This is a genomic window from Niallia sp. FSL W8-0954 (assembly GCF_038005605.1).
Lineage (GTDB): Bacteria > Bacillota > Bacilli > Bacillales > Cytobacillaceae > Niallia > Niallia circulans_A.
Map to the genome: position 1 here is coordinate 3,176,881 of NZ_JBBOTN010000001.1, position 24,456 is coordinate 3,201,336.

The 24,456-nt window shown below is 34.9% G+C and carries 25 protein-coding genes, 1 tRNA gene and 2 riboswitches; of the genes, 5 read left to right on the forward strand and 21 right to left on the reverse strand.

Translation table 11 applies throughout. The features are described from left to right. Positions 1-239 precede the first annotated feature (239 nt). Both NX902_RS15750 and NX902_RS15755 read right to left on the reverse strand, forming a co-directional pair. Positions 240-470: a hypothetical protein gene (locus NX902_RS15750; protein WP_164464132.1), complete on the reverse strand. Its 231-nt coding sequence runs from the start codon at positions 468-470 to the stop codon at positions 240-242. Further along, on the reverse strand, positions 439-1,275 hold the full coding sequence (locus NX902_RS15755) for a lipoate--protein ligase family protein (RefSeq protein ID WP_095332791.1): 837 nt from the start codon (positions 1,273-1,275) through the stop codon (positions 439-441). The genes NX902_RS15750 and NX902_RS15755 overlap by 32 nt, the downstream gene beginning before the upstream one ends. Before the next feature lie 208 nt (positions 1,276-1,483). Between NX902_RS15755 and NX902_RS15760 the strand changes: the two genes are divergently transcribed. Beyond that, a complete protein-coding gene (locus NX902_RS15760) occupies positions 1,484-1,861 on the forward strand; it encodes a rhodanese-like domain-containing protein (protein WP_371000273.1) in 378 nt (125 codons plus the stop codon). Positions 1,862-1,957: 96 nt separating this feature from the next. Here the strand turns inward: NX902_RS15760 and gcvPB are convergent, their stop codons facing one another. Genes gcvPB through gcvT form a run of 3 tightly spaced genes read right to left on the reverse strand, consistent with a single transcriptional unit; the run spans position 1,958 to position 5,909 of the window. Continuing rightward, positions 1,958-3,415 carry an aminomethyl-transferring glycine dehydrogenase subunit GcvPB gene (gene gcvPB, locus NX902_RS15765; protein WP_095332789.1) on the reverse strand — a complete coding sequence of 486 codons (1,458 nt, stop codon included), beginning with the start codon at positions 3,413-3,415 and terminating at the stop codon, positions 1,958-1,960. Continuing rightward, entirely contained in the window at positions 3,408-4,754 is a 1,347-nt protein-coding gene (gene gcvPA, locus NX902_RS15770) for an aminomethyl-transferring glycine dehydrogenase subunit GcvPA (protein WP_341160837.1), read from the reverse strand. Before gcvPA ends, gcvPB begins: the two co-directional genes overlap by 8 nt. Before the next feature lie 57 nt (positions 4,755-4,811). Next, positions 4,812-5,909, reverse strand: a complete 1,098-nt coding sequence (gene gcvT, locus NX902_RS15775; RefSeq protein ID WP_123257927.1) for a glycine cleavage system aminomethyltransferase GcvT — start codon at positions 5,907-5,909, stop codon at positions 4,812-4,814. A gap of 103 nt (positions 5,910-6,012) precedes the next feature. Further along, positions 6,013-6,102, reverse strand: a riboswitch (glycine riboswitch). Positions 6,103-6,104: 2 nt separating this feature from the next. Then, a riboswitch (glycine riboswitch) is annotated at positions 6,105-6,196 on the reverse strand. 292 nt (positions 6,197-6,488) lie between these two features. On the opposite strand from gcvT, the gene NX902_RS15780 reads away from it, so the two are divergent. Both NX902_RS15780 and NX902_RS15785 read left to right on the forward strand, forming a co-directional pair. Then, on the forward strand, positions 6,489-8,201 hold the full coding sequence (locus NX902_RS15780) for a DEAD/DEAH box helicase (RefSeq protein WP_095332783.1): 1,713 nt from the start codon (positions 6,489-6,491) through the stop codon (positions 8,199-8,201). After that, entirely contained in the window at positions 8,170-8,976 is an 807-nt protein-coding gene (locus tag NX902_RS15785; protein WP_095332781.1) for a YqhG family protein, read from the forward strand. The genes NX902_RS15780 and NX902_RS15785 overlap by 32 nt, the downstream gene beginning before the upstream one ends. Before the next feature lie 64 nt (positions 8,977-9,040). Here NX902_RS15785 and NX902_RS15790 read toward each other — a convergent pair whose 3' ends face one another. The 8 genes from NX902_RS15790 to comGA are packed head-to-tail and all read right to left on the reverse strand — an operon-like array spanning position 9,041 to position 13,267. Then, positions 9,041-9,229, reverse strand: a complete 189-nt coding sequence (locus tag NX902_RS15790) for a YqzE family protein (protein WP_341160838.1) — start codon at positions 9,227-9,229, stop codon at positions 9,041-9,043. A 54-nt stretch (positions 9,230-9,283) separates the two neighbouring features. Next, the gene (comGG, locus tag NX902_RS15795; protein ID WP_095332777.1) at positions 9,284-9,664 is read right to left on the reverse strand and encodes a competence type IV pilus minor pilin ComGG; all 381 of its coding nucleotides are present in this window, start codon (positions 9,662-9,664) and stop codon (positions 9,284-9,286) included. A gap of 6 nt (positions 9,665-9,670) precedes the next feature. Further along, a complete protein-coding gene (gene comGF / locus NX902_RS15800) occupies positions 9,671-10,114 on the reverse strand; it encodes a competence type IV pilus minor pilin ComGF (protein ID WP_235850334.1) in 444 nt (147 codons plus the stop codon). Continuing rightward, positions 10,111-10,434: a hypothetical protein gene (locus NX902_RS15805; protein ID WP_095332775.1), complete on the reverse strand. Its 324-nt coding sequence runs from the start codon at positions 10,432-10,434 to the stop codon at positions 10,111-10,113. Before NX902_RS15805 ends, comGF begins: the two co-directional genes overlap by 4 nt. Next, the gene (gene comGD, locus NX902_RS15810; protein ID WP_095332773.1) at positions 10,418-10,855 is read right to left on the reverse strand and encodes a competence type IV pilus minor pilin ComGD; all 438 of its coding nucleotides are present in this window, start codon (positions 10,853-10,855) and stop codon (positions 10,418-10,420) included. The genes NX902_RS15805 and comGD overlap by 17 nt, the downstream gene beginning before the upstream one ends. After that, a complete protein-coding gene (comGC, locus tag NX902_RS15815) occupies positions 10,852-11,166 on the reverse strand; it encodes a competence type IV pilus major pilin ComGC (RefSeq protein ID WP_123260859.1) in 315 nt (104 codons plus the stop codon). Before comGC ends, comGD begins: the two co-directional genes overlap by 4 nt. A 12-nt stretch (positions 11,167-11,178) precedes the next feature. Further along, positions 11,179-12,213, reverse strand: a complete 1,035-nt coding sequence (gene comGB / locus NX902_RS15820) for a competence type IV pilus assembly protein ComGB (RefSeq protein WP_341160839.1) — start codon at positions 12,211-12,213, stop codon at positions 11,179-11,181. After that, complete coding sequence (comGA, locus tag NX902_RS15825; protein ID WP_341160840.1) at positions 12,203-13,267, reverse strand: competence type IV pilus ATPase ComGA; 1,065 nt, start codon at positions 13,265-13,267, stop codon at positions 12,203-12,205. The genes comGB and comGA overlap by 11 nt, the downstream gene beginning before the upstream one ends. Before the next feature lie 223 nt (positions 13,268-13,490). Between comGA and NX902_RS15830 the strand changes: the two genes are divergently transcribed. After that, a tRNA-Gln gene (locus NX902_RS15830) sits at positions 13,491-13,562 on the forward strand. 348 nt (positions 13,563-13,910) lie between these two features. Here the strand turns inward: NX902_RS15830 and NX902_RS15835 are convergent. Then, on the reverse strand, positions 13,911-14,843 hold the full coding sequence (locus tag NX902_RS15835) for a cation diffusion facilitator family transporter (RefSeq protein ID WP_095332765.1): 933 nt from the start codon (positions 14,841-14,843) through the stop codon (positions 13,911-13,913). Positions 14,844-14,884: 41 nt separating this feature from the next. Further along, positions 14,885-15,931, reverse strand: coding sequence for a flavin-containing monooxygenase (locus tag NX902_RS15840; RefSeq protein WP_172859748.1), 1,047 nt, complete (start codon positions 15,929-15,931; stop codon positions 14,885-14,887). A gap of 273 nt (positions 15,932-16,204) precedes the next feature. Here NX902_RS15840 and NX902_RS15845 point away from each other — a divergent pair, with 273 nt between their 5' ends. Further along, on the forward strand, positions 16,205-16,903 hold the full coding sequence (locus NX902_RS15845; protein WP_095332761.1) for a helix-turn-helix transcriptional regulator: 699 nt from the start codon (positions 16,205-16,207) through the stop codon (positions 16,901-16,903). 119 nt (positions 16,904-17,022) lie between these two features. On the opposite strand, the gene NX902_RS15850 is transcribed toward NX902_RS15845, so the two are convergent. From NX902_RS15850 to NX902_RS15875, 6 genes are all read right to left on the reverse strand, one after another. After that, on the reverse strand, positions 17,023-18,183 hold the full coding sequence (locus tag NX902_RS15850; RefSeq protein WP_341160504.1) for an IS110 family transposase: 1,161 nt from the start codon (positions 18,181-18,183) through the stop codon (positions 17,023-17,025). 599 nt (positions 18,184-18,782) lie between these two features. Beyond that, positions 18,783-19,418 (reverse strand): MBL fold metallo-hydrolase, encoded by a 636-nt coding sequence (locus tag NX902_RS15855; protein WP_123257981.1) that lies wholly within the window; start codon positions 19,416-19,418, stop codon positions 18,783-18,785. 13 nt (positions 19,419-19,431) lie between these two features. Then, entirely contained in the window at positions 19,432-19,749 is a 318-nt protein-coding gene (locus tag NX902_RS15860) for an MTH1187 family thiamine-binding protein (RefSeq protein ID WP_095333912.1), read from the reverse strand. Positions 19,750-19,847: 98 nt separating this feature from the next. Continuing rightward, positions 19,848-20,975, reverse strand: a complete 1,128-nt coding sequence (locus NX902_RS15865; RefSeq protein ID WP_123257982.1) for a YqgU-like beta propeller domain-containing protein — start codon at positions 20,973-20,975, stop codon at positions 19,848-19,850. Between the two features lie 172 nt (positions 20,976-21,147). Further along, the gene (locus NX902_RS15870; RefSeq protein ID WP_171509801.1) at positions 21,148-22,341 is read right to left on the reverse strand and encodes a M14 family metallopeptidase; all 1,194 of its coding nucleotides are present in this window, start codon (positions 22,339-22,341) and stop codon (positions 21,148-21,150) included. A 131-nt stretch (positions 22,342-22,472) separates the two neighbouring features. Next, the gene (locus NX902_RS15875) at positions 22,473-24,371 is read right to left on the reverse strand and encodes an LTA synthase family protein (protein WP_095333907.1); all 1,899 of its coding nucleotides are present in this window, start codon (positions 24,369-24,371) and stop codon (positions 22,473-22,475) included. Between the last annotated feature and the right edge of the window lie 85 nt (positions 24,372-24,456).

Sequence of the window (24,456 nt, forward strand, 5' to 3'; positions counted from 1 at the left end):
CCAAACAGTTGATATCTACCCTTCTCCTTATAGAAGTTTAAGAGTGGGATAAATCCATCAATAGGTGTCTAGTAATGTGATAACCTAAATCTATCACACAAAAACAGTGAAATCAATATATAGTATATAAACAAATGAAAAACATCTATATATTGTATATAGATAGAGTGTTAACCTATTTGTCAAATGATAAAATAAATAGATTCTAAAGAAAAGGAAAGAGAAATTAAGATAACAGGTTATTTAAAAGGATTTTCAACTCTTTTTGCACTTGCAACATACAAAAAAGCATAAGCCATTGGAATAGAGCGATTTATCGATTGATAAAATAGCTCAAATTTTTTTGCATTTATAAGCGAATACTCGTTTTTCACATTAACAATTGTCCACAAAAAAACACGAAATTCCATTAATAAAAGAATTTCGTGTTTAAGGATGTTATCGTCTAAAGTTCCATTCATCGTTTTCATATTTTTCTTTGGCAATTTTTTCAACATATTCTACTTCTTCATCTGTTAGTTGATAGTTTTCTAATTGAATTTGTAGCCCTTCTTCAAACCCTTTTTTAAAGGCCTCTTTCGCCATTTCAATGGTAATATTTCTTGTGGTTAACTCATTAATTGCCACTGCTTTGCTCTTAAATGCTTTTTGCATTCTCTCTTTAACACGCTCATTTGGATACTTAAATAAACGGAATAATTTATCCTCATCTAAATCAAGTAAAATGGAACCATGCTGCAAAATTACACCTTGCTGTCTTGTCTGTGCACTTCCAGCAACTTTTCTGCCTTCCACAACTAATTCATACCAGCTAGGAGCATCAAAGCATACTGCGGACCTTGGGCTTTTTAAATTATTTCGCTGCTCTTCTGTTTTCGGCACTGCAAAATAGGCATCCAAATCTAAAAAATGAAAACCTTTTAAAATGCCTTCCGAAATTACACGATATGCCTCTGTAACTGTTTTAGGCATATTAGGATGCTCTTCTGAAACAATAACACTATATGTTAATTCGTGTTCATGCAGTACACCTCTTCCGCCTGTCGGTCTTCTAACAAATCCAAGTCCCAATTCTTTCACTGCGTCTAAATCAATTTCTTTCTCTACCTTCTGAAAATATCCAATAGATAAAGTAGCAGGATTCCAGCCATAAAAACGGATAACCGGCGGAAAAACTCCTTTAGAATGCCATTCTAATAAAGCTTCGTCTAATGCCATATTAAAAGAAGGAGAATGATTGCCTGAATCAATAAATCTCCATGTTTCTTTTACCATGATGAACCCTCTTTTTCTATGTATGATGTATTCCTAAATCCTTACTAAGGATATCAAAATATCAGATTATTTAAAAGTAACTTGCATGAAAAACATGCTATTCTTCAAACTTTAGAAGGTTCATGTAAGTATTTACTTTACTACTATACCAGTTGATAGATATAATAGAGATAGTGCAAGTAATTGAAAGGAGAAATGAGAATTGACAATGATTTATACTCTTCTCATCATTTTAGTCGCATTCCTTGTATATTCATTAGTGATGTGGCTGTATCAACGCCGAATTGTTAAAACTGTTAACCAAGATGAATTTCGTCAAGGCTACAGAAAAGCACAATTAATTGATGTACGTGAACCGAACGAATATGAGGCAGGACATGTACTTGGCGCAAGAAATATTCCACTATCACAGCTAAAGATGAGAAAAAGTGAAATCCGTCCTGATAAACCAGTATATCTATACTGTCAAAATGGGATGAGAAGCGGCAGAGCTGCTCAATTTCTATATCGTAAAGGGTACAAGGATTTAACCCAATTAGAAGGCGGATTTAAAAAGTGGACAGGGAAAATTAAAGCAAAAAAATAATAATGCTCTTATTGAAATTATTATATAGAAGAAAGCTGATGCCAATTTACTTGGACATCAGCTTTTTTATTACTTAAATCATAGCACCCAGACGAATTACTTTGTATAGCGTAAAACAGGTTTTCTCGCTGCTAATGTTTCGTCCAAGCGACCGATCACCGTTGTATGTGGAGCCTCCTGAACGATTTCCGGTGTTTCTTCTGCCTCTTTTGCAATTTGGATCATTGCATCGATAAAGCTGTCTAATGTCTCTTTTGACTCGGTCTCAGTCGGCTCAATCATTATACACTCCTCTACATTAAGCGGAAAATAGATAGTAGGTGGATGATAGCCAAAATCCAGAAGCCTTTTGGCTATATCAAGTGTTCTGACACCTAGCTTCTTTTGTCGTCTTCCGCTTAATACAAATTCATGTTTACAATGACGATCAAATGGTAAATCGTAATATTCAGCCAAACGACGCATCATGTAGTTTGCATTTAATACAGCATTTTCTGTGACCGCTTTTAAGCCATCTGGTCCCATAGAACGGATATAAGTGTAAGCACGGACATTAATCCCAAAATTACCATAGAATGGCTTAACTCTGCCGATCGATTGAGGTCTATTGTAATCTAATACAAATTCTTCCCCTACTTTAGTCAATACTGGCTTTGGCAAGAATGGAATTAAATCAGCTTTCACTCCTACCGGTCCTGAACCCGGTCCACCGCCGCCATGTGGTCCTGTAAATGTCTTATGCAAATTTAAATGAACAACATCAAAGCCCATATCTCCAGGTCTGGCTTTAGAAAGAACAGCGTTTAAATTAGCGCCATCATAATATAATTTCCCACCGGCATTATGGACTATTTCCGCCATTTCTAGAATATTTTCTTCAAATAGACCTAAAGTATTAGGATTTGTTAACATTAATGCTGCAGTATCTTCTCCTACTACTCGTTTTAAATCCTCTAGATCAACAAGTCCATGTTCGTTAGATTTAACCGTTATTGTTTCTAAGCCAGCAACAGTTGCCGAAGCAGGATTGGTTCCATGCGCAGAATCGGGAACAATTACCTTTGTACGATGCATATCCCCATTGGCTTCATGGTATGCTCTAATCAGCATTAAACCCGTCCATTCGCCATGTGCACCTGCAGCCGGCTGCAAGGTTACTTCATCCATCCCTGTGATTTCGACGAGATGCTGTTGTAAATCATACATTAACTCAAGAGCCCCTTGTACAGCTGACACTTCTTGGAGCGGATGAATATGGGCAAACCCATTAAATCTTGCCACATTTTCATTTATTTTTGGATTATATTTCATCGTACAAGAACCTAATGGGTAAAAACCAGAATCCAAGCCATGATTTCGTTTGGATAATGCAGTATAATGACGCATAATATCTAATTCAGAGACCTCTGGTAGTTCTGGATTTTCTTCTCTTATATAATCATTCGGCAGCAATTCCGTAAGATCTGCTGCTGGAATATCCATTTCTGGCAAACTATAGCCAATTCTGCCTGGTGTACTGCTTTCAAAGATAAGAGGTTGATTTTTATTAGACATGATAATCCTCCATTTCTGCAACGAATTCATCTATTTCTTCTTTTGTACGCAATTCGGTTACGGCAATGAGCATATGATTTTCTAATTGTTTGAAGTCTCTTCCTAAATCATAGCCACCAATCATACCTTTTTCTAATAACGCTCGGTTTACTGCCGAAATAGAGGAATTACATTTAATAATAAACTCATTAAAGGATGGTCCCTCATACACTATTTCAAATCCTGCTTCTTTTAATTTGGTTTTAGCATAATGGGCTTTCTGGATATTAGCAATCGCCATTTCCTTCACGCCATGTTTTCCAAGTGCGGTCATAGCAACGGAAGCAGCTAATGCATTAAGTGCTTGGTTCGAGCATATATTAGAAGTTGCCTTGTCACGGCGAATATGTTGTTCTCGCGCCTGCAGAGTTAACACAAAACCTCTTTGACCATTGTCATCTACAGTTTGCCCCACTAAACGCCCAGGCACTTTACGCATTAATTTTGACGTTACCGCAAAATAACCACAGTGCGGACCTCCAAAGCCCATTGGAATTCCAAAAGGTTGCGCATCCCCCACGACAATATCTGCCTGAAAATTTCCTGGTGGTGTCAACGCCCCTAAAGCTAATGGATTACTAGATACAACAAATAATGATTTATGGGCATGAATAATTGCTTCTAAGTCCCTAAGCGGCTCAACTCTTCCAAAAAAGTTCGGATATTGAATCATAACAGCTGCAACTGTATCATCTACCATATCCTCTAATGCCTCTATATCTGTTATCCCGTCTTTATGAGGAATTTCTTGAACTTCAATATACTGTCCCTTTGCATAGGTTTTCACTACTTCTTTTGCTTCAGGGTGGACAGCACTTGAGAGAAGAATTTTCTTCCGTTTCGTCGTACCGGCACTTAACATTCCTGCTTCTGCTAATGCCGTTGCTCCATCGTACATAGAAGAGTTTGCTACGTCCATTCCCGTCAGTTCACATATCATTGTCTGAAATTCGAAAATAGCCTGTAATTCCCCTTGAGAAATTTCTGGTTGATATGGAGTATAGGCTGTATAAAATTCAGATCGTGATAAAACATGATCGACAATAACAGGCGAATAGTGATCATAAACTCCTGCACCTAAAAAAGAAACATTCGCTTTTGCATCAGCATTCTTTTGGGCAAGTTTTGTTAATTCTTTCAATAAAGCTGATTCACTTTTTGCGCGTTTAATCGAATAGTTTCCTTGAAAACGCACTTTTTCTGGTATATCTGAAAATAAATCTTCTACTGAACTTACTCCTATTGCCGCTAGCATTTCCTTTTGATCCTGTTCCGTCATCGGTAAATAACGATGCTTCATTCGTTTTTCCCCCAGTCATTAGCCCATTTGATTTATTTGTAGAAAAAAGCCTAAAAATTACTTTCGTTTATAAAAAGGAATTTTGGTTACTTTTGCCTTTAAATACTTTCCTCTAATTTCTACTTCTACTTCTGTATCTATTGCTGTATAATCACTTTGAATTAATGCAAGACCAATGTTTTTCTTTAAGGTTGGTGATTGTGTACCAGTAGTTACTTCCCCAATACATAATCCATTTGCATATACTTTATAGCCATGTCTCGGTATTCCTCTATCTACCATTTCGATACCGGCTAATTTTCTAATCAGTCCTTCTTCTTTTTGCTTCGTTAAAGCTGCTTTTCCAATAAAATCTGCTTCTTTATTTACTTTAACAGCAAAGCCAATTCCAGCTTCTAAAGGAGAGATATCTGCTGATAATTCTTGCCCATATAAGGCGAGTGTTGCTTCAAAGCGCAACGTATCCCTTGCACCTAACCCACAAGGAAGTACACCTAGCGGCTCTCCTGTTGTCAAAATTTCTCTCCATAAGTCAATAGCATCTTCACTTTGGCAATATATTTCAAATCCATCTTCACCTGTGTAGCCAGTACGGGATAAAAGAACTTCTTTACCTGCTATATTCACCTTGTTCTGAAAGTGAAAATATTTAATAGAAGAATCAATAGAAGGGTTTATTTTCCTTAGAACCTCTTCTGCTAATGGACCTTGCAGTGCTAATTGAGCAAAATCTTCTGATAAATTACTTAAGATTACATCCCCACTTGCATGCTTTTGTAACCATTCGAAATCCTTTTCAATATTGGATGCATTTACAACTAATAAATAGTGGTTATCCGCTAGCTTATATGTTAATAAATCATCCACAGTGCCACCATTTTCATAGCACATTGCTGAATATTGAGCAGCACCATTTTTGATTTTTTCAATATCATTCGTAAGAATTTTTTGCAGAAAAGCTAAACTATCGTTCCCTTTAACCTCGATTTCCCCCATATGAGAAACATCAAATAAGCCTGCTTTTGTACGAACAGCCTCATGCTCCTGTTTTATGCCAGAAAATTGTACAGGTAAATCCCAGCCTCCGAAATCGATTGTCTTTCCGCCATACTGTTTATACACCTCGTATAACGGTGTTTGCTTTAATAAAGTCAATGAACAACACTCCATTCCCCTATGTATTAGACATTCTCATTTATTGCATATCATAAAATGGCAACAAAAAAAGACAGAAACCCCCCTTTTAAAAAAAGTAAGGGCTCTGTCCTTGCACCTGAAAGTTTACCGATATAATGTCGGCTGTCCCCTTTGGTGGCTTACACATGTACTTGTAAGCACTCTCCAGAGCTGCGTCCAAATAGAGTTCTTTTGCCTGAGAGATTCACAAATAATATTGCTTGCTCCTTCGGCGCTACGAACGTAGTCTCTCCCCTATTTCTCATCCGCGATTCATAAAATTTTCTCCATTGGTCATACTAAATACTACCAGAAATAATGTTTGTTTATGTACTTAGCAAAATACGATTAATATTTGATCATTTTTCATTTAATGTTCATGTTTTGTCCCAATATAAATAAATTGTGACAAAATTAAAAACTTTTTTACCCTTTTATCCTAACATCCGAATGAAAAGGTGGCAATAAGTTTTTATGTTTACTAGCTCTCTTTTTTTAATTCTTATATACATAATATTTTAGCTTTACCAATGGAAACATTAGAAAGGATGAATAAAGATGACGCTCCAAATCAATTTTGATGATTCGTGGAATAATCAGCTATTAAAGCGAATTTCAGATGATGGCCCATGGGCCAATTGGGAACTATATAAGCTAGCAGTAGAAGTGGAACAACATAATATCATACCAGAATTCGAAGGTCTCCAAGCCCCTAAATACCTATCAGACCTTTCTCCATTACCTCACCAGCTGGAGGTTGCGAAAAAAGTAATAGAAGATATGAATGGAAAAGCTATTTTGGCAGATGAAGTAGGTCTTGGAAAAACGATTGAAGCAGGATTGATACTAAAAGAATACATGATTCGTGGTTTAGTAAAAAAAGTGCTTATTTTAGTTCCTGCCTCTCTAGTCACACAATGGGCGTATGAGTTAAATAGCAAATTTTATATTCCTGCAATGGTTCAGCGCAAAAGCTATGTTTGGGAGCAATGCGACATTGTCGTGTCTTCTATTGATACAGCAAAAAGACAGCCTCATCGTGATATTATAAACAATCTGGACTATGATTTGGTGATTATTGACGAGGCCCATAAACTCAAAAACAATAAAACAAAAAACTATGAGTTTGTCCAAAATTTAAAAAAGAAATTTTGTTTGCTATTAACAGCTACCCCTATCCAAAATAGAATTAGCGAAATTTTTAATTTAGTATCTTTATTAAAACCAGGTCATCTAGGAAGTGAATCATCTTTCTATGAAAAATATAAAAAAGATGCTCGCTCCATTGATGACGATGAAAATCTAAAAGCATTGGTCAATAAAGTCATGATCAGAAACAGACGCCATGATACAGGGATTGAATGGACCAAAAGAATTGTTGAAGCCGTTCCTATTGAATTTACGAAAGAAGAAAGAGCATTATATGAAGGACTGGTAGATTTAAAAACAGAAACCAATCTTTCTAGCAACATCGAAAATTCCCGCAGTCCTTTTTCGATGATTACATTACAAAGAGAGGCATGCTCCAGCAGGGAAGCAGTATATTATACACTGCAAAACATGGTAAGGAAAGTGGAAAATCCAACACCACAATTCCAACAAAGAATACAAGAACTAATAAAAAAAGTCGAAGCAGTTCAGCAAAACTCAAAGGCAAACAAGGCACTAGAGCTTATTAAGAAGATAAATGATAAAGTAATCATCTTTACCGAATATAGGGCTACGCAACTTTATTTACAATGGTTTTTGAAGCAGCACGGTATTACATCTGTTCCATTTCGCGGCGGCTTTAAACGAGGCAAAAAGGATTGGATGCGAGATCTCTTCCAGAATCATGCACAAGTATTAATTGCCACAGAGGCCGGCGGTGAAGGTATCAACCTCCAATTTTGTCATCATATTATAAACTTTGATTTACCATGGAATCCAATGAGATTGGAGCAAAGAATTGGCCGGATTCATCGACTTGGTCAAAAAGAAGATGTGAAGATTTATAATTTTGCCGTAAAAGACACAGTGGAAGATCATATTTTAAAATTACTTTATGAAAAAATCCATCTTTTTGAAAAAGTTATTGGCGAGCTAGATGATATTTTGACGAAATTGGATTTTGGCAATATGGATGATTATATGATTGATATTTTCTCCCACTCTAAATCTGAAGGAGAAATGAAAATCAAAATGGATAATTTAACAAGCATGATTGAATTCGCACAAAGTATGAAGGAGGATCAGCCGTATGAAGCAGCAGGAAATTCATCAATTTCTTGAACGATTTTTTGTCGCAAATGATTGTGAGATAGTGGAGAATAAACCTGGTTATCTCATTGTCCAATTAACAATTGAAATGGACAAGGAGTTAATGAATCGACCGTTTTATTGGCATTATCTTGAAAAGACTGGTGGTGTTCCGAATCCTGCCAGTCTTACCCTCATTACTGATCCAAAGCTGGCACCAGAGGATTTGAAGGGTGAACTGATTCACTTTGGGTCTCCCCGTCTTCATCAACTTTTTGCTTCTGCAAAAAACTTATCGAAGTATATTCGTTTATATGAAAATAAGATAACACACGGAAAGCAGCAAACCGCTTTACAACCATGGCTTGCACTTAATGTGAAAATTTCGTATCAATGTGACAGAAAACGAGATGTATTTCAATCGATTGGACTGCAGCTTATCAATGGTCAAATCGCAACAGATTTCCAAGCAAAAGTAGAGAAAATGAACCTTTCTGCCAAAATTCCTGATTATGCGTTCACACTTTCTCCCTTAATCATGCCAATAAGTGGGATAACAAGAATTGAGAATATGATAAAGCAATCTTTATTAGCAGAAGATCATACATGGGCAGATGAAGCAAAAAAAAGGTGGAAAAAGGATTTAGACTTACTAGAGCATTTTTATGAAGATATGGAAGGCATGGAGGAAGGACAAGAAACCTTGGAGACGGAAAGATTAGCTCTACAGGAGCAGTACGAACCAAAGATTAATATTTCGATTATTAATGGCGGGCTTTTTTATTTAGCTTCAGAAGCTGTTTCGTAAAGATCATCTTTAGTTAAAAAAGGAGTAAATTACTGTCAAAGGCAGTATCTACTCCTTTCCCAAACTATTTTTTTAGTTTTCTACGATTAAAACTGAATAAAATTAAATAAGGTAAAATCCCAAACCACCTCAACATGAAAGGTTCTTTCAGTCCTTTTCTTTCCGCTTTTAACTTTTTTCTTTCTTCTTTGGGCTGATCCATGTACTGGACAAATGTTTGGGTTAAATACTTCACATAATCATTGGTATTCATCTAATCACCTACTCTAGCATTTGTACTAGGATAGCCCTATCATTTGTTTTTTATTCATTCAACCCATTTCGTCATTTTATTCTGCTCTATATCAAAGTAACTTATCGCATAAATCGGCTTTATCGCCCCTTGCATCTTTAATTGATAATCGATTTTAACAGTCGTACGTGAATTTTTTTCCATTGTATAAAAGACATTACCATGTGAAAAATTCTTTGTACCTGAAAGGTCAGGATGTTCATTTGTAGAGAGTTCGTGCTCAATTTCTTTTAAGGAAGATAGAAAATAATATTCTTGAATATTGCTATTTTTCACTCCTGCATCTATCCCCTTCTTATTCACATAAATTCCATACAGTATAAATAAAAAATGGATAAAAAGAATATATACACATAAAGATAATGGGTAAATAAATCCTTTATTGTTCTTGATCAATTCCGATCACTCCAAAAATGTAAGATAAGATCTTATACTAGACTCTTTTTCCCTACCAAATCGGTCTACTACCTTAACTCGAAATCCGTTCTTCTGCATAATAAACTCTACTTTGTTAATAGCTTGTAATGCTACCTCATGCCCTGTTGAATCTACTCGCCTTCTAATGCTGCTGCCATATTTTTCATAAGTAACAACCCTTCCATCCACATAGAGCACCAATTTATTGTTTGAAACAGAAATCCCTTGTGACATTTTTGTTTCTTTTTTTAATTCAAGAATGAACACTTCCCACTCCATTTCTTGTAATTCTTTTTCCGAAAAGTGCTTGTCAAGCATAAGTCGCAAAGGAGTTAACAGGAGAGTAAGTATAATCGTGAAAATAAAAAAAGAAAGAAGCATTTCTGCCAAAACATAGCCCTTATTATTAAGAAGTATTCGTTTAATCATTCTTTCCACACTTCACAGATTTTTTTGTTTTTTTGAAATACATTTTTATATTGCAAACAGACAATACTATCTTTTTCCCAGACAATCGAGTAGCTCGTACCTTCGTTTTCAATAGTCGTATTTCCTCTTTCCACTTCCCCTAATTTAAGCTCTATTAAATGGTTATAAAATAATTCATTTACTAGCTTACTATGCTCGGAATCTTCTAGCTGTTTTAGCACATGGACATAAACCGGCATCCATGTTAGCGCTATCAACAACCATATCGTAAAGGACAATAAATAATCCGGCAGCATAAAGCCTTTACAATTTAGTCGCATAAAATCGTCCTTTCCCTATTAAAACGGTTAATTTATAGGGTTGTTTACCAATTCTAAATTCATAAGTGCCAAATTTCGAAAAATTACCATTTGAATTAATGTTAAAGGAAAGTGTCGCGTTAGTAGAAAAAATAATATCATCTGCATAATAACGTTCCACAATATTCCCAGTATTAGCATCAGCACGCATGTAGTAATAATGTAAAGTTGGATATATCCTCACTTGAATGGGCATTTGATTTTCTAGCGCATACGCTTGAGCATAATAAAGATCACCTTCCAATTGGGTTAAGAAGTGAGTTTCATTAAGAGAAGTTTGTTGGGAAGTAACAAGGAATATGGATAGAGAGGAAAGAACAACTAGTAAAGACATGGCAACAAACATTTCCATTAACGTAAAACCTCTTTGATTATTTATCATGGACTGTCTGATCCCGAGGTAGTAATTACTCCATTTTTAATAATTAACGCCTTGCCATTGGGACATTTTTTTTGGTCTGCTGTTATATAATTTTCTTCTTCCAGTTTAGCAAGATTCTCTGGATACGCTTTATGCTCTATATAGTAAGATTGAACCTCTGCTTGTACCATCTTTGTTAATGCTTCACACCCAGTATTATTGATTTTGGAATTATGCTTGGTTATATTGGGAATGGTGATAATCAATAATATGGAAATAACTACCAAAACAATCATCATTTCAATTAGGGTAAATCCTCGCTCATTCTTCATTTTTTTCTCCTTTCAAAAGCCGTCCAGTAATTGAAACATTGGCATTAACACAGATAAATAAATAGAAATTATTAGAATTCCAACAGCTGTATACAATGTAGGTTGAAGGACTTTTAATGTTTTTTGTAAATTTTCTTCTATTTGTATTAAGCAATAGTTTCCGAAATAATAGAATTCCTGATCAAGCTTTCCATTTTCCTGGCCGTGCTGAATAATTTGTAATAGCTCTTTTTCCAAAAAATCAAAGGAAGCAAAAGCTTGTTCAAGTCGCACTCCTTTTTTTAACTGTGAAATAGTGATTTCGCCTATTTGGGAATATAGTTTTTGCTCCTTGTTTTCAAGAAAAAATTGCATACACTCATAAATCGAAAAACCACTTGATAATAAATAACTTAACTGCACGGATAGTAGATAGGAAAAATAACGTCTAACAAATATCCCAATCATCGGAATACTCGCTAGTGCATTTATTTGCTTGATAACATCTAATTTTCGAAAAGAAAAATAATAGTAGAGAAGCGCGGAAATAAAACATAGGGATAAGAAAACAAGAAGAAATGGAATAATGTGACCAATAAATTGGAGAAATAGGAGAAAGAAATTCTTGTTAATATTCATCGTTAAAAAGATAGAATTAAACTTCGGGATGAGGATACTTTGAACAAAGAAAAATAAAACGAAGGTAAAACACAAAAGAAAAAGAGGATAGGTAAGGATTTTTCTTAATTTTCTTATCGTATCTTGCTTATTCTGAATCATTCTACTTGCATCTTGAAAAGCACTAGCAAATCCGCCATGCTTTTCAGCAAAGTAAACAAAACTTATCACTTGATAATCAAAATTGAATCTTACTAGGTTCTCAAAAAACGACTCTCCTCCTTTTAAAGAACCGTAACATGCATTAATATCTTCCATTCGACGATCGGGCATATAGTAACGAGAAGACTGGACTGCCTCTGCCATCGAATAGCCTCTATCCAGCAGCTCACCAATACACTTTAAAAATTTCGCTTGTTCTATATTAGACCATGCATGATTATTTTTCATCATAAATCCACCGTTCATATTCTCCTTTCTTTATATAGCCTAAGGCAATCCCTTTACAAATAATATCTCCTAGTGATTTATAGTTAGCTCTCTTAGTTTCTGTTCGGTTATAGAGAATATCAGAAATCATCCTGCCTGTAATCATTTCAAACACAGTTGATCTTTTTAAGTGGTTATCTAAACGGTAACAGTTAGGGGAACAATCTTTATCACAAAAAGGACATACCATTTCAACTAGTCTTTGAGCAGTAATAGCGATTAAGGTTTGTTCAATCTCAGTCTCTTTAATACCAAACTCTAACAGTCGATGAATCGCACCTTTCGCATCTCTCGTATGCATTGTGCTCAATACTAAATGACCTGTTAAGCTCGCCCTTATCGCAATATGAGCAGTTTCTTTGTCGCGGATTTCTCCAACCATAATAATATCTGGATCATGGCGAAGAATTGCTTTTAAGCCAGTGGAATACGTAATACCAGCTTTCTCATTGACTTGAATTTGCAAAACGTTTTCCTGCGTTTTTTCAATGGGATCTTCTAAGCTAATCACATTTCGCTGATAAAGATGTGCATTTTCATTTAGGAGAGAGTAGAGTGTTGTTGTCTTGCCAGACCCAGTTGGACCGGTCAGAATTATTAATCCATGTGCATGCTTTAACAAGGAGATTAATTTACGAGAAATATTCGGAAATAAAGAGATGTGATAGATTGGAAGCATATTTTGGTCGGAAAGTATACGAATTACTAAACTCTCATGAGGGTGAGATGGTAAGGTTGAAAGTCGTAAGCCAATATACTGACCTTTGACTGTTGTGGAAATAGATCCATTTTGCGGTTTTCTTCTTTCGCCAATATCCATAGATGCTGTAAATTTGAAATGAGAGATCAACTTGTCGCATTCATTTGCTGAAATTACTAAGTGATTAATTAAATGATTGGCAATTCGGAATTGGAGGACAGATTCCTTTTGTTTTGGGGTTATGTGAATATCAGTAGCATTCTGTTCTACTGCCTCACAAATAATACGATTTGCTAGAGCTTCAATTGATAACACTTATATTTAACACCACCTTTATATTTATTCAAATATATCTTTCGACAAAAAAAGGGTAAATTCCTTCTTTCTTTTTAATTTTTTTACGAATTTAATATTAGAGCTACTTATACAATTGGATTGTATTTTTCCCTTGATACATTGATTAACAATCTTTCCAAGAAAGTTCCAATAGTCTGTATAAAAAAACAGCTCCTATCCATACTATATATATCAACTATTTTGGGCTATAGCCAAGTGGTAAGGCAACGGACTTTGACTCCGTCATTCGTTGGTTCGAATCCAGCTAGCCCAGTAGCGACCCGTGTTTCGGGTCTTTTTTTTGTCAAAAAAGAAGGGCGGACAAAACAAAATATATATTGGATAAAGACGAACAATCTCTAATTTAGTGGTGAAACCAATTTGTTCCATTACGCTCCAGTCACTCGCTTTCCGCGGGAGGAAGCTGAGCCTCCACACTGCGGGGTCTCAGCCTTTCCTCTATTTCCCGCAGGAGTCGAGTGTCTTCCTCTCCATTTCACTAATCTTATAAAATGGGGTGAAAACAAAAATAGATTCTATTTATCATTTGTTTAATTCAACAAATTTATTATTCAGCTTTAAGCATAGCCTTTTTAGTTTTGTTCCAGTCCCTTATTTTTTATTATACATTCATATCCTCATGCTGAATCTGTGACTTTTCGATTTGGATTGTTGTATGTTCCATTTTAAATTTAGTCTTCAGACGATCAATCGCATTCTGTAGAATCACTTGACTATCACTCTTATCATCAATTAATAGATGGCAGCTTAGTGAATCTAATCCTGAGGTGATTGTCCATATATGCAAGTCATGTACATCGATTACTCCAGCGATTCCTTCCAACTCCTTTTTTACCTCTTCTTGATTAATAGTGGTTGGTGTTCCTTCCATTAAAATATGGATCGACGTTTTAATTACTCCCCAGCCGCTTTTCAAAATTAATAGCGCCACTACAACAGATATGATTGGATCAGCAATATACCACTTAAAGAAGAGCATGAGGCAGCCTGCAATAATTGCGCCAACAGAACCTAACGCATCCCCTAAGATATGTAAATAAGCACTTCGTAAATTAACATTGCCCTCTACATCGCCTTTTCTCATTAAAGCTAAAGCACTAATCATATTCGCTAATAGTCCAATTACAGCTATTATCATCATCGTTCCACTTGAGACAGTCGGTGGTTGGGAAAAACGTTCGATTGCTTCCAATATGATAAAAAAGGCAATAACAAATAAAGTAACACCATTAAATAAAGCCGCTAAAATTTCAAAACGATAATAGCCGTAGGTTTTATTCGAAGAGGCAGGCCGTGTGGCGAACCAGATTGCTAGAAAGCTTAAAAAAAGAGAACTTGCATCACTTAGCATATGTCCAGAATCTGACAATAAAGCAAGACTATTTGTAAGTAAGCCGCCAAAAAACTCTAACATCATAATACCAGCTGTTATGATTAACGCTATAAGTAAGCCCTTTTTATTTCCTTCTCTTATTTCTGAGAATCCATGATGATGTCCATGATGACTATGGTCGTGCCCATGAGAATGTCCCATCTTATCTTCCTCCTGTTTCTAATAATATGATATTTACTTCTTTATTCCATGTTTCTCCGTACATGTTGATAAATATATGCTGCATCATCCCCAACTCCTTGAAGCAGACTGGAAGCTCTATTTCTTTGCCATGGTAATCCTAAAAAATACAATCCAGCAATATTCGTTATTCCCTTTTTATGAATAGGATCGCCTTTTACATTCACTACTTGTGGAATGGTAATCCAACTATAATCATGATAAAAACCGGTTGCCCAGATAACAGTGTTAACTTTTAGTGTCCGTTTATCTAGAAACTCAAAAGTATCATCAACAATTCTTTCTGTACGCGGAAATACTGTTATTGCTCCACTTTTTATTTTTGCTCTTAAGTCAAATCCAAAAAGTGGGTCTGGTTTCTTCCTTAGCCATTGACCTATTTTAGAATTGGTACTTGCTTTATATATTCTCATTTTCTCAAACCACCAGAAAATACTCTTATTCCCTATATTTTGTGGTAAAAAACGAATTTTATGACCTACTGATAGGTATACCAAATATTTGTCTGAAAGCTCCGCTGCAACTTGCGCCCCTGAATTCCCAGCTCCTACAATTAAAACCGGTCCTTCTTTAATTTGTTTCGGATTATGATATTGCGATGTATGAAGCTGGACCACATTTTTAGATAAGGTAGAAGCGAATGAAGGTATCAATGGTTTTTGAAAGGATCCAGTAGCAATAATCACTTTTTTAGCTGCTAATAAACTGGCATTCGTGACTACCTTAAAACCTTCCTTGGTCTTTGATAGTTCTTTTACCTCTGTATTTAATTGAACTGGCAACGAAAACGTTGTTGCATAATCAAATAAATAGTCTGCTATTTCTTCTTTTGTGGGATAGCCATCTAAATCCCCATTCAGCGGCAACCCAGGTAGAGAACTGTAAAAACGTGGAGTAAATAAAGTTAATGTATCATATCTTTTTCTCCAGCTTTCACCTATGGAAGTTTCTTTTTCTACTATGAGAAAAGATAAGCCGCTTTTCTTTAAAAAGTAGCCCATCGCAAGTCCAGCTTGCCCGCCGCCAATTATTATTACATCGTAATCCATCACAATCGCCCCTATATTATATGAATATATGTTCATATATACATTATAAAATTTAAATAATAAATCTGTCAATAAAAATTAACAATAAGTTCCACTTCTCTTATAATAATCCATTTAAAACGTTGCTCATGCTTCAAATAGTGAATATGTACAATTTATGAACAAAATATTTGTGAAGTTGTGAACATTTTATAAACTTATCGTTTTAACCATGTTTATGGTAGATTGCTATATTATAATAAAGAAAATTAGTCCTTAGGAGGAACATTTAATATGGAAAATACACTAAAAGTTACAAATGTATTATCTGATCCAACTCGTTTCTATATTTATCAGTACATTACGAAACGTCATCAAGATGTCACGGTTCAAGAAATAGCGGATGAATTTTCCATCCATCCAAACGTAGCTCGCTTGCATTTATCTAAGTTAGAAGATGTAAGAATGCTACGCTCAGAAACAAAAAAGACAGGCAAAGGTGGTCGCCCCAGCAGACTATATCGTTTATCAGATGAAGTTATTCAATTTAGCTTTCCTTTTCGAGATTATCAATTATTAAGCAGCATTTTATTGAAAACGTTTGAAAGTCTTGGAGCAGATGGCAGCAAGGCACTTTATGAAACAGGAAAAACATTTGGTAAAGAGATGATGGAGCAGGAAATTGCTCGTATTACAAACAACACAGCTCTATTATCGAATGAGGATAAGCTACGTTTATTACAAAATGCGAGTTTAATGACTGGACAGTTACCTGCATTGGAATGGAATGACGATCAAACATCTTTATATTTTGAAATTTATAACTGTCCATTTAAAGAAGTTGCTATAGAACATAAAAATAAAGTGTGTACTATGCACCAATCCTTCTTTACGGGCATGTTTGAAGCTTTGTTTAAAGATGTCCAGTTAATTGAGAAACAAAATATTATTTCTGGTTGTGATCAATGCGCATATAAAACAATGGTGCAATAAGAAAGAGACTAACTATATAAAGTCAAGCAGTAAATAGAACAAGTTAATCGTTTTTTAAAATAGAAATGTAGGCATGACAAAGAAGCCTTATAATGGCCTTATTTAAAAAATAGGGGTTATTATAAGGCTTCTTTATATGGTTCTTCTTTTCGAAGTAAATGAAAGATAACCCTTATTAGTTTCTTAGCTAAATGACTAATCACCACATTATAATGTTTTCCCTCTGCTTGCTTCTTTTTATAATATCTTTTAAATGTTGGGGAATAGATGGCAACCAATCGTGCTGCGTGATACATGGCCCACCGCAAATAGGGAGAGCCGCGTTTAACCATCTGTCCCTTCCCTTTCCCTTCTCCAGATTCATAAATGGATGGCTCCATTCCCGCAAAAGCCAATAACTGACTAGAGGTCTTAAAGTTATGTATATCTCCTATTTCTGCTAGGATAATACTACCGAGTTGATAAGATATTCCGGGAATGGTTACGATTGGCGAATCGAGTATATCCATTATTTCCTGAATACGTTTATCAACTTTTTTTATTTGTTTTTCATACAAGTATAGCTGTTCAATCGTCTGAATTAATTCTAATTCTGCCACTTCAGAATGGTATCCAATGCTTTCGTTTGCTAATTGTTGTAGTTTTGAGGCTGACAATTGACTATTATTTGCACCTAAAAGGGAAGAAAGTGTCTTTAAATGAGCTGCAGCTATTTTCTTTGGACTTGGGTATTTTTTTAATATCTTTATCATATAAGCGGAATGTCTCACTTGCCCATATGTCGCCAACTCGGGAAAACCTTTTTCCAATATCCGTGTATATTGGGTTTTCAGAAACGATTGATGTTTTCCCATTCTTCGCCTGTGCCGGGTTAATTCTTTCAGTTCCATAGAAGTTTGATTTTGCTTTTTTTCTCTTTTTTCCCAATCCACCATCAGCTTTTTGGCAATCATTAAAGCATCGATCTTATCGGTTTTGGTTTTTCTCAAGGTATGTACCTTAGAAAATTCTTTGATTAAGATAGGGTTATAACAATAAGTTAGATACCTATTCTTTCTTAAAAATTGTAGAAGAGGAAGAGAATAGTGGCCTGTATCTTCCAGTGCTACTTGGCATTCTTGCGCTGTCTCTGTTTGAATATGGCTAAGAATTTCATGAAGTTTTTGAAATCCTAAATAATTATTCTGTATGACCAAGTTGTCGCGATAAATTTCCCCTCCATCATCAAGAATGGCTATCTGATGTTTCTGTTTAGCTACATCAATCCCCACATAAATCATGAATAATTCCTTCTTTCTAAAATATATTACGCTGTGCTTTCAAGCCACGCACTCCTTGTTCTGTATCCTTGTACGAAATCAAACGTCTAGCGTTATCTAACTAATTAACAGATAAACAAAGAGCTGTGGTTAGAGTCTCTATAAAACCAGTTACTATAAAAGTACTGTAGGGTGAGTTACTAATCCACAGCGTTGCTTTTAGTATAAAAAACTATACTAAAAAAAGCACTAGAGGTAGCGAACCTCATGTGCTTAATATACAAGGGTGGGACAAAAGAATTTTACATAAAGAAAAAGCCAAACTATAATACAATAAAACATCGTAATAGTTCGGTTTTTTCTTTTCGCTGATTTATCTTTTTTATAGCTAAAAAACAAGTTCGTTCCATTGCACTCCAGACACTCGCTTTCCGCGGGGAGGAAGCTGAGCCTCCTCTATTTCCCGCAGGAGTCGAGTGTCTTCCACTCCATTTCACTAACCTTATAAAATGGGGCGAGAAACAAAAATAGATATTATTTATCATTCGTCTAATTCAACAAATGATTATTCAGCTTTAAGCATATCCTTTTTAGTTTTGTCTCAGCCCCTTTTTCTTTATTTAAAAGCCATTAATATATGGATTATGATCCATTTCATGCTCAATCGTCGTTTTTCTACCGTGACCGGAAAGCACTAATGTGTCTTCAGGCAAATTCAATAACTTTTCATGGATACTTGTTAGTAATGTTCTTTGATTACCGCCAACTAAATCTGTTCTGCCAATACTTTCATAGAAAAGCGCATCGCCTACAAATGCCCAATTCTCTTTTTTAAAATAGAACGTAACACTGCCTGGAGAATGCCCTGGTGTCTCCATCACTTGAAAAGTAAAATCACCGATTGTCATGCTTGGATTTTCATCTAAGAAATGCTCGGCCGGTCTTGTTACAATCGGATTTGGCAGTCTAAATGCTTCGCTACCGTTTAATTTCGGATTAATTAGCCATTCTTCCTCTTTGATATGTACATAAACGGGAACACTATACTCTGTTCGAACATCTTCCACAGCACCAATATGGTCAAAGTGAGCATGTGTTAACAGAATAGCTATCGGAGATAATCCTAACTCCTGAATTATCTTGATTAACTTTTCTCCATTTGCCCCAGGATCTATCACCAAACAATCCTTATTTTCATTCCATATTAAGTAACAATTGGTCTGGATTGGCCCTAAAGGAATTTGTTTATACTCCATCCCATACCCCCTCCTATTTACTCTCTAATTGACTTACAACACGTTCTACTTTATCTTCCATTTTTCTACTTATATCCCGTCTATCATCAATTCGGATATTCGTACAAACACGAACAAGACCTTTTTCAAAAGGAACTTCATGCATAGCTTGGATTACTTCAAATAAAACAGGAAGCTCTCCCTCAATAATTGTATTCATCGGTGTTAATTGGAACCGAATTTGCCCTTTTTCTTCATAATGCATAAGCACTTTTTGTATATCTGCTACATATGCACTTACACTTGGTGTTTGTGTTCCTACTGGTATAACTGTTACATCTACAATTGCCATTAACTATGTTCTCCTTTCAACCGGCTATTTAATCTTATTTAAGACAAAGATACTTGATTTAAGTTCCATGATTATGATGGCATATTTTTATGCCATCATCAACTATTGTGAATAGTGGTAGAAAATAAGGAGCTAATTTCACCCGTTTTCATATCCAGCATATTTTCATAGTAATAACCAAATAGAATATACTTTCCATCACTAGAAATTTGGATGGGCTGATCTTCTAATTCCATTTCCGTATCTACCTTTTGGCTTTCACCTGTTTCCATATTTATTTCAACAAGATCAAAGCCATCTTGATAAGTTTCCGCATTACCACTATTTTTGGGAACAAAAGTAAGAAATTTATTCTCATAAAAAGTATAGTTTGGTATCAACCAATTGGAAAATTTAGATAATCTTGGTAGGCGGACACTTCCTTGCTCCTTTAATTCAGAATCATAAAAAGTATAAATGGCTTCCTCTTCTTTAGATGAACCGGACAGAGTAAGGAGATAACCATTTTTCTCTTCTATAAAATAAATATCAGGTACGTCCCATTCTTTTTCTTCTTTTGTTTCCATATTGAATAGTTTAAGAGGAGCGTAAAAGGAAGGGGAGCTTTGGTCCCAATCTAAATACATTACTTTTTCCTTTGATTGCCATTGAGGAAAGGGCGTAGACACAGGAAAATCACTTAATTCATTTTCTTGAATATCCAATACAGATACTTTACTTTCCCAATCCTTGGTGAAGGTCGTAATTAACAGTTCATTTTCATTATAAGGATTCCACACAAAATCTGTTTCATAGCTCTGCAGTTTTCTAGTAAGCACTTCATTTCCTTTCATATCAATTATATGAATTTCCCCTTCTTCATCAGAAAGAGCATTGTATATTAAAAGTTGATTTTTATTTATTATCACATTTGACAATTCTGTTACCGATTTATATAAAGGGCTATGCTTTCCAGTATAGATGTTATATGTATAAATTTTATTAACACCCTCTACTTTCGCCGAATAACAAATTGTATCATTTTTTATCCAGCCATATACTTGCTCAAAATCTCCTTCAATTGGACTAATAGGAGGAAGCATCGTGTTGTTATGGATATTTTTGTTCTTCGCTTCATTTTCACTGGCTGAATTATTCTGTCTTGGGACACAACCAGACAGAATAAGTGTGAAAAAAGTGAAGAGAAGAACTATTCCTAGTGTGTTTCTCTTACCTAATGGAAACATTTTTCACACTCCTATACTACTTTTCATGTTTTATTTACTCTATAGAATAGTAACATAAAAAAGCCGATTTTTTCGGCTTTTTTTCAAATATGCTGTGATATTTTAATAAAATAAGAAATATCCCTCAATATTAGGCACTTATTGACAATCCATGCTTACATTTACTGTAAAACTACAAATATAAAGACGCTAAGAAGATTGTAGATGTGTCATGATAGATTTCAGTAAATTGGGATAAAGGAAGAGGATTTATCCCTTTACCCAGCTCTAAAGTAAATCCAGGCTTTCTAAATTCTTGAATAAACCAATCTTTATAGCCTGCATGACTATCTACATTTTGAATGGCCTTATATCCACTCACTCTAAAAAATTCATTCGCTATCGTTTGCGATTCTGCTGGTTCTAATCCTTCATAGCCCCAATAAAATTCTTTTCCTTGCGTATGCAATGCTAATAAGCAGTCAAAGTTCTCTTTATATGCGAGCTTCGCCATCACTTGAGCCTCTGGTTCAGACAAAGGAGCGTCTCCTGGATAATCTCTTGGTGCTGGCGCTTTTGGTTCTTTCCGTTCCTTTTCAATTTCCCAATTTGCCGGAAATTGATTATTCAAATCGACTCCTCGTATATTCGCCTTCCAGCTAGTGAAATCAGTGCTTCCTTCATTTATCGAGATAAGTTTCTCTTTCTCTTTCTCTTCTTCTGGGGGACCATTCAAGACTAAATTAACTCCATCTGGATTGACCATCGGTACAATGGAAAGATCAATAGACTGATATAATGGCATTGTATGAACACAATGGATATTTGTCCCATTCGTTAAAGATAGTAAAAAGTCATTTAAAAATACCATTAAAATCGGCGTAGTAATCCATTCATTGGCATGGAAGGATGCATTTATATGAACCTTTTTTGTACCTTTTCCTATTCTAATTTCCTCAATATTATGTCCTAATACACTTTTACCAATTGTCTTCACTTGAATGAATGGAAAAAGCTTCTTTAATCTCGTTAAATCGACTTGCAAGGATTGATAATCATACTTTTTCTTCCCCTGCACTATTCTTCCAATAATGCGATTTGGAATATAAATTTCATCGCCTACTTGAAGATTATTTGGATTTAAATGTTGATTTAATAACAAAATACTATCCACCGAAATATTTCTTACTCCTGCCAATTTCCACAGAGTTTCTCCTGACTTTATCTGATGAACCTGTAATTCAAATCCAGGTATTTGGATGGTTTCAGAAGCTGCTAATTTATTCGGGTTAACATGTGGATTACTGTCTAAAATAAGATTCAAGGGAACCATAAAAAGCTGACTATAGTACCAAAGTGTATCTCCTGGTCTTAATTTGATCTCCATATGCCCACTCCTCTCCCTATATATATATGAACCTCCCTAAAAAACATTCATTATGGTACATTTCCTTATTCATAAAAAAAAGCTTTATGACAAAGTAGATATTTCTACATTTATCACAAAGCTCTATTACTCTACTCTTTTTTATTCGCTTCTTCTACTATATCAAGCATCCCTTTTTCTTTATCATAAAACCGCAATAAGTCTCCATAAATAATACTATCAGAATACTGCAATTCTAAATTCGCCTGCTCTATATAAGGCTCACATCTGTCTCCATCGACTGCTTCTCCAGTTGCTCGATCATAACAAACTTCTTTCGTATACACATAATCATCTGTGATAAAGCTGCCATCTCGTAAGACAACAAATGGATCATTGTTATCAGAGAAAAGATCAGATCCAAATTGAATATCATTTTTTGTCTCAATCCCAAGCAAATGAAGAAGAGTTGGCTTAATATCCACTTGACCGGACACTGTTGACAATGTTTTCCCTTCCATTCCGGGAATATGGATAACAAAAGGTACTCTTTGTAATTGAGTGCTTACAAAAGGAGTCACTTCTTCTCCTAATAACTCACTCATTGCTTTATTATGATTTTCGGAAATGCCATTATGATCTCCATACAGGACAATAATGCTATTATCATAGAGACCTTCTTCTTTTAGTTTCTCAATAAAAATTTTCAATGCTTCATCCTGATAACGGACAGTAGGAATATAATTATTCAGTGTTCTGCTGCCAGTTGTTAATGGCTCGATAAATTTGTCTTCTTCATCTAACTCGAAAGGAAAATGATTTGTCAGCGTAATAAATTTACTATAAAAAGGCTGCGGCATTTCTTTTAAATGAGCAATTGATTGCTCGAAGAAGTCAATATCCTTCAAACCCCAGCCAACAGAGTTTTCCTCCTTCACATCATAATCATTTATCTCATAAAATCGTTGGTATCCTATACTTTGGTACATAATATCACGATTCCAGAAACTCTTATTATTTGCATGAAGGGAAGCTGTGTAATAACCATTTTCATTTAAAATCTCAGGAGCCGCTTGATATTCATTCCCAGAATGAGTAAAGAAAACAGCCCCTCTACTTAATGGATACATTGAATTTTCTACAATAAATTCCGAATCTGAAGTTTTACCTTGTCCAGTTTGGTGGTAGAAATTTTCAAAATAAAAGCTCTCTTTAATAAAGTCATTTAAAAATGGTGAAATTTCTTCGCCATTAACTTCTCGATTGATTGTAAACGACTGAGTAGATTCTAGACTAATCATAATTACATTTTTCCCCTTAGCAATACCAAACATGTCCTTATTTGGTTCTATATAATTAGCCTGATTATAATTAACCATATCTGTTAATTCACTACCATCTGCAAAAGCTCTTTGTGCAGAAGTCTTTGTTTGCAGGAAAATATCATAAAGTTGATAATTATACGTTCCTATATTTTTCACTAAAAGCTCTCTATCAAATGTTCTAGTTAGCAATTGCGTTCTTTGCGTTTCTGCTAAACTTAAATTAAAAAAAGCTAAACTTATTGTAAGTAAATAGAAAATACTCTTGTGAACCCTTGTGTATTGCGGAATTTTTACAAAGGCTGGTTTCTTTTTCATAATGACAACTAGCAAAATAATATCAACAAAGAAAAGAATATCCGTAACATGAATTAACTCCCTAATACTACTCCCTAAATCACTCATATTACTTGTTTGAAATAAAAGCGGCAGGGTTAAAAAATCTGTATAAACTCGATAAAAAACCACATTTGCGTACAAAACAAAAGAAAGAATCAAACTTGAAATAAATATATATCGCTTTTGATTTTTTTCTGAGAAAAACATGGATATTCCTAGTATAAATAATATCGAACTTAAAGGATTAATGATTAATATGAATTGTTGAATCCAATTTTCAATTTTAATATCAAAGCTAGTAATATAGGCAATATTTGTTTTAATCCATAGTAAAACTGTTGCAATCGTTATAAGTGATAGCTTTGACCACTCCAATTTATTCTTAAACAATGGTGAATCCTCCTAACTATTGATCAAACAAAATCTCGAAAATTATTACTTTACACATTTTACAATAATTTTATTATATAAAGCT

Excerpts from the sequence above, each read along its gene's own strand:
- NX902_RS15860 (WP_095333912.1), bottom strand. The coding sequence starts at position 19,749 with ATGGCAATTGTAGATGTAACAGTTATACCAGTAGGAACACAAACACCA.
- NX902_RS15755 (WP_095332791.1), bottom strand. The coding sequence starts at position 1,275 with ATGGTAAAAGAAACATGGAGATTTATTGATTCAGGCAATCATTCTCCT.
- comGB (WP_341160839.1), bottom strand. The coding sequence starts at position 12,213 with ATGAAAAATAATCATGCATGGTCTAATATAGAACAAGCGAAATTTTTA.
- NX902_RS15840 (WP_172859748.1), bottom strand. The coding sequence starts at position 15,931 with ATGGATTACGATGTAATAATAATTGGCGGCGGGCAAGCTGGACTTGCG.
- NX902_RS15750 (WP_164464132.1), bottom strand. The coding sequence starts at position 470 with ATGAAAACGATGAATGGAACTTTAGACGATAACATCCTTAAACACGAA.
- NX902_RS15805 (WP_095332775.1), bottom strand. The coding sequence starts at position 10,434 with ATGCGACTAAATTGTAAAGGCTTTATGCTGCCGGATTATTTATTGTCC.
- NX902_RS15760 (WP_371000273.1), top strand. The coding sequence starts at position 1,484 with ATGATTTATACTCTTCTCATCATTTTAGTCGCATTCCTTGTATATTCA.
- comGD (WP_095332773.1), bottom strand. The coding sequence starts at position 10,855 with ATGATAAATAATCAAAGAGGTTTTACGTTAATGGAAATGTTTGTTGCC.
- comGC (WP_123260859.1), bottom strand. The coding sequence starts at position 11,166 with ATGAAGAATGAGCGAGGATTTACCCTAATTGAAATGATGATTGTTTTG.
- NX902_RS15785 (WP_095332781.1), top strand. The coding sequence starts at position 8,170 with ATGAAGCAGCAGGAAATTCATCAATTTCTTGAACGATTTTTTGTCGCA.
- gcvPA (WP_341160837.1), bottom strand. The coding sequence starts at position 4,754 with ATGAAGCATCGTTATTTACCGATGACGGAACAGGATCAAAAGGAAATG.
- gcvPB (WP_095332789.1), bottom strand. The coding sequence starts at position 3,415 with ATGTCTAATAAAAATCAACCTCTTATCTTTGAAAGCAGTACACCAGGC.
- NX902_RS15780 (WP_095332783.1), top strand. The coding sequence starts at position 6,489 with ATGACGCTCCAAATCAATTTTGATGATTCGTGGAATAATCAGCTATTA.
- NX902_RS15790 (WP_341160838.1), bottom strand. The coding sequence starts at position 9,229 with ATGAATACCAATGATTATGTGAAGTATTTAACCCAAACATTTGTCCAG.
- NX902_RS15865 (WP_123257982.1), bottom strand. The coding sequence starts at position 20,975 with ATGTTTCCATTAGGTAAGAGAAACACACTAGGAATAGTTCTTCTCTTC.
- comGF (WP_235850334.1), bottom strand. The coding sequence starts at position 10,114 with ATGATTAAACGAATACTTCTTAATAATAAGGGCTATGTTTTGGCAGAA.
- NX902_RS15835 (WP_095332765.1), bottom strand. The coding sequence starts at position 14,843 with ATGGGACATTCTCATGGGCACGACCATAGTCATCATGGACATCATCAT.
- NX902_RS15845 (WP_095332761.1), top strand. The coding sequence starts at position 16,205 with ATGGAAAATACACTAAAAGTTACAAATGTATTATCTGATCCAACTCGT.
- NX902_RS15855 (WP_123257981.1), bottom strand. The coding sequence starts at position 19,418 with ATGGAGTATAAACAAATTCCTTTAGGGCCAATCCAGACCAATTGTTAC.
- NX902_RS15850 (WP_341160504.1), bottom strand. The coding sequence starts at position 18,183 with ATGATTTATGTGGGGATTGATGTAGCTAAACAGAAACATCAGATAGCC.
- NX902_RS15870 (WP_171509801.1), bottom strand. The coding sequence starts at position 22,341 with ATGGAGATCAAATTAAGACCAGGAGATACACTTTGGTACTATAGTCAG.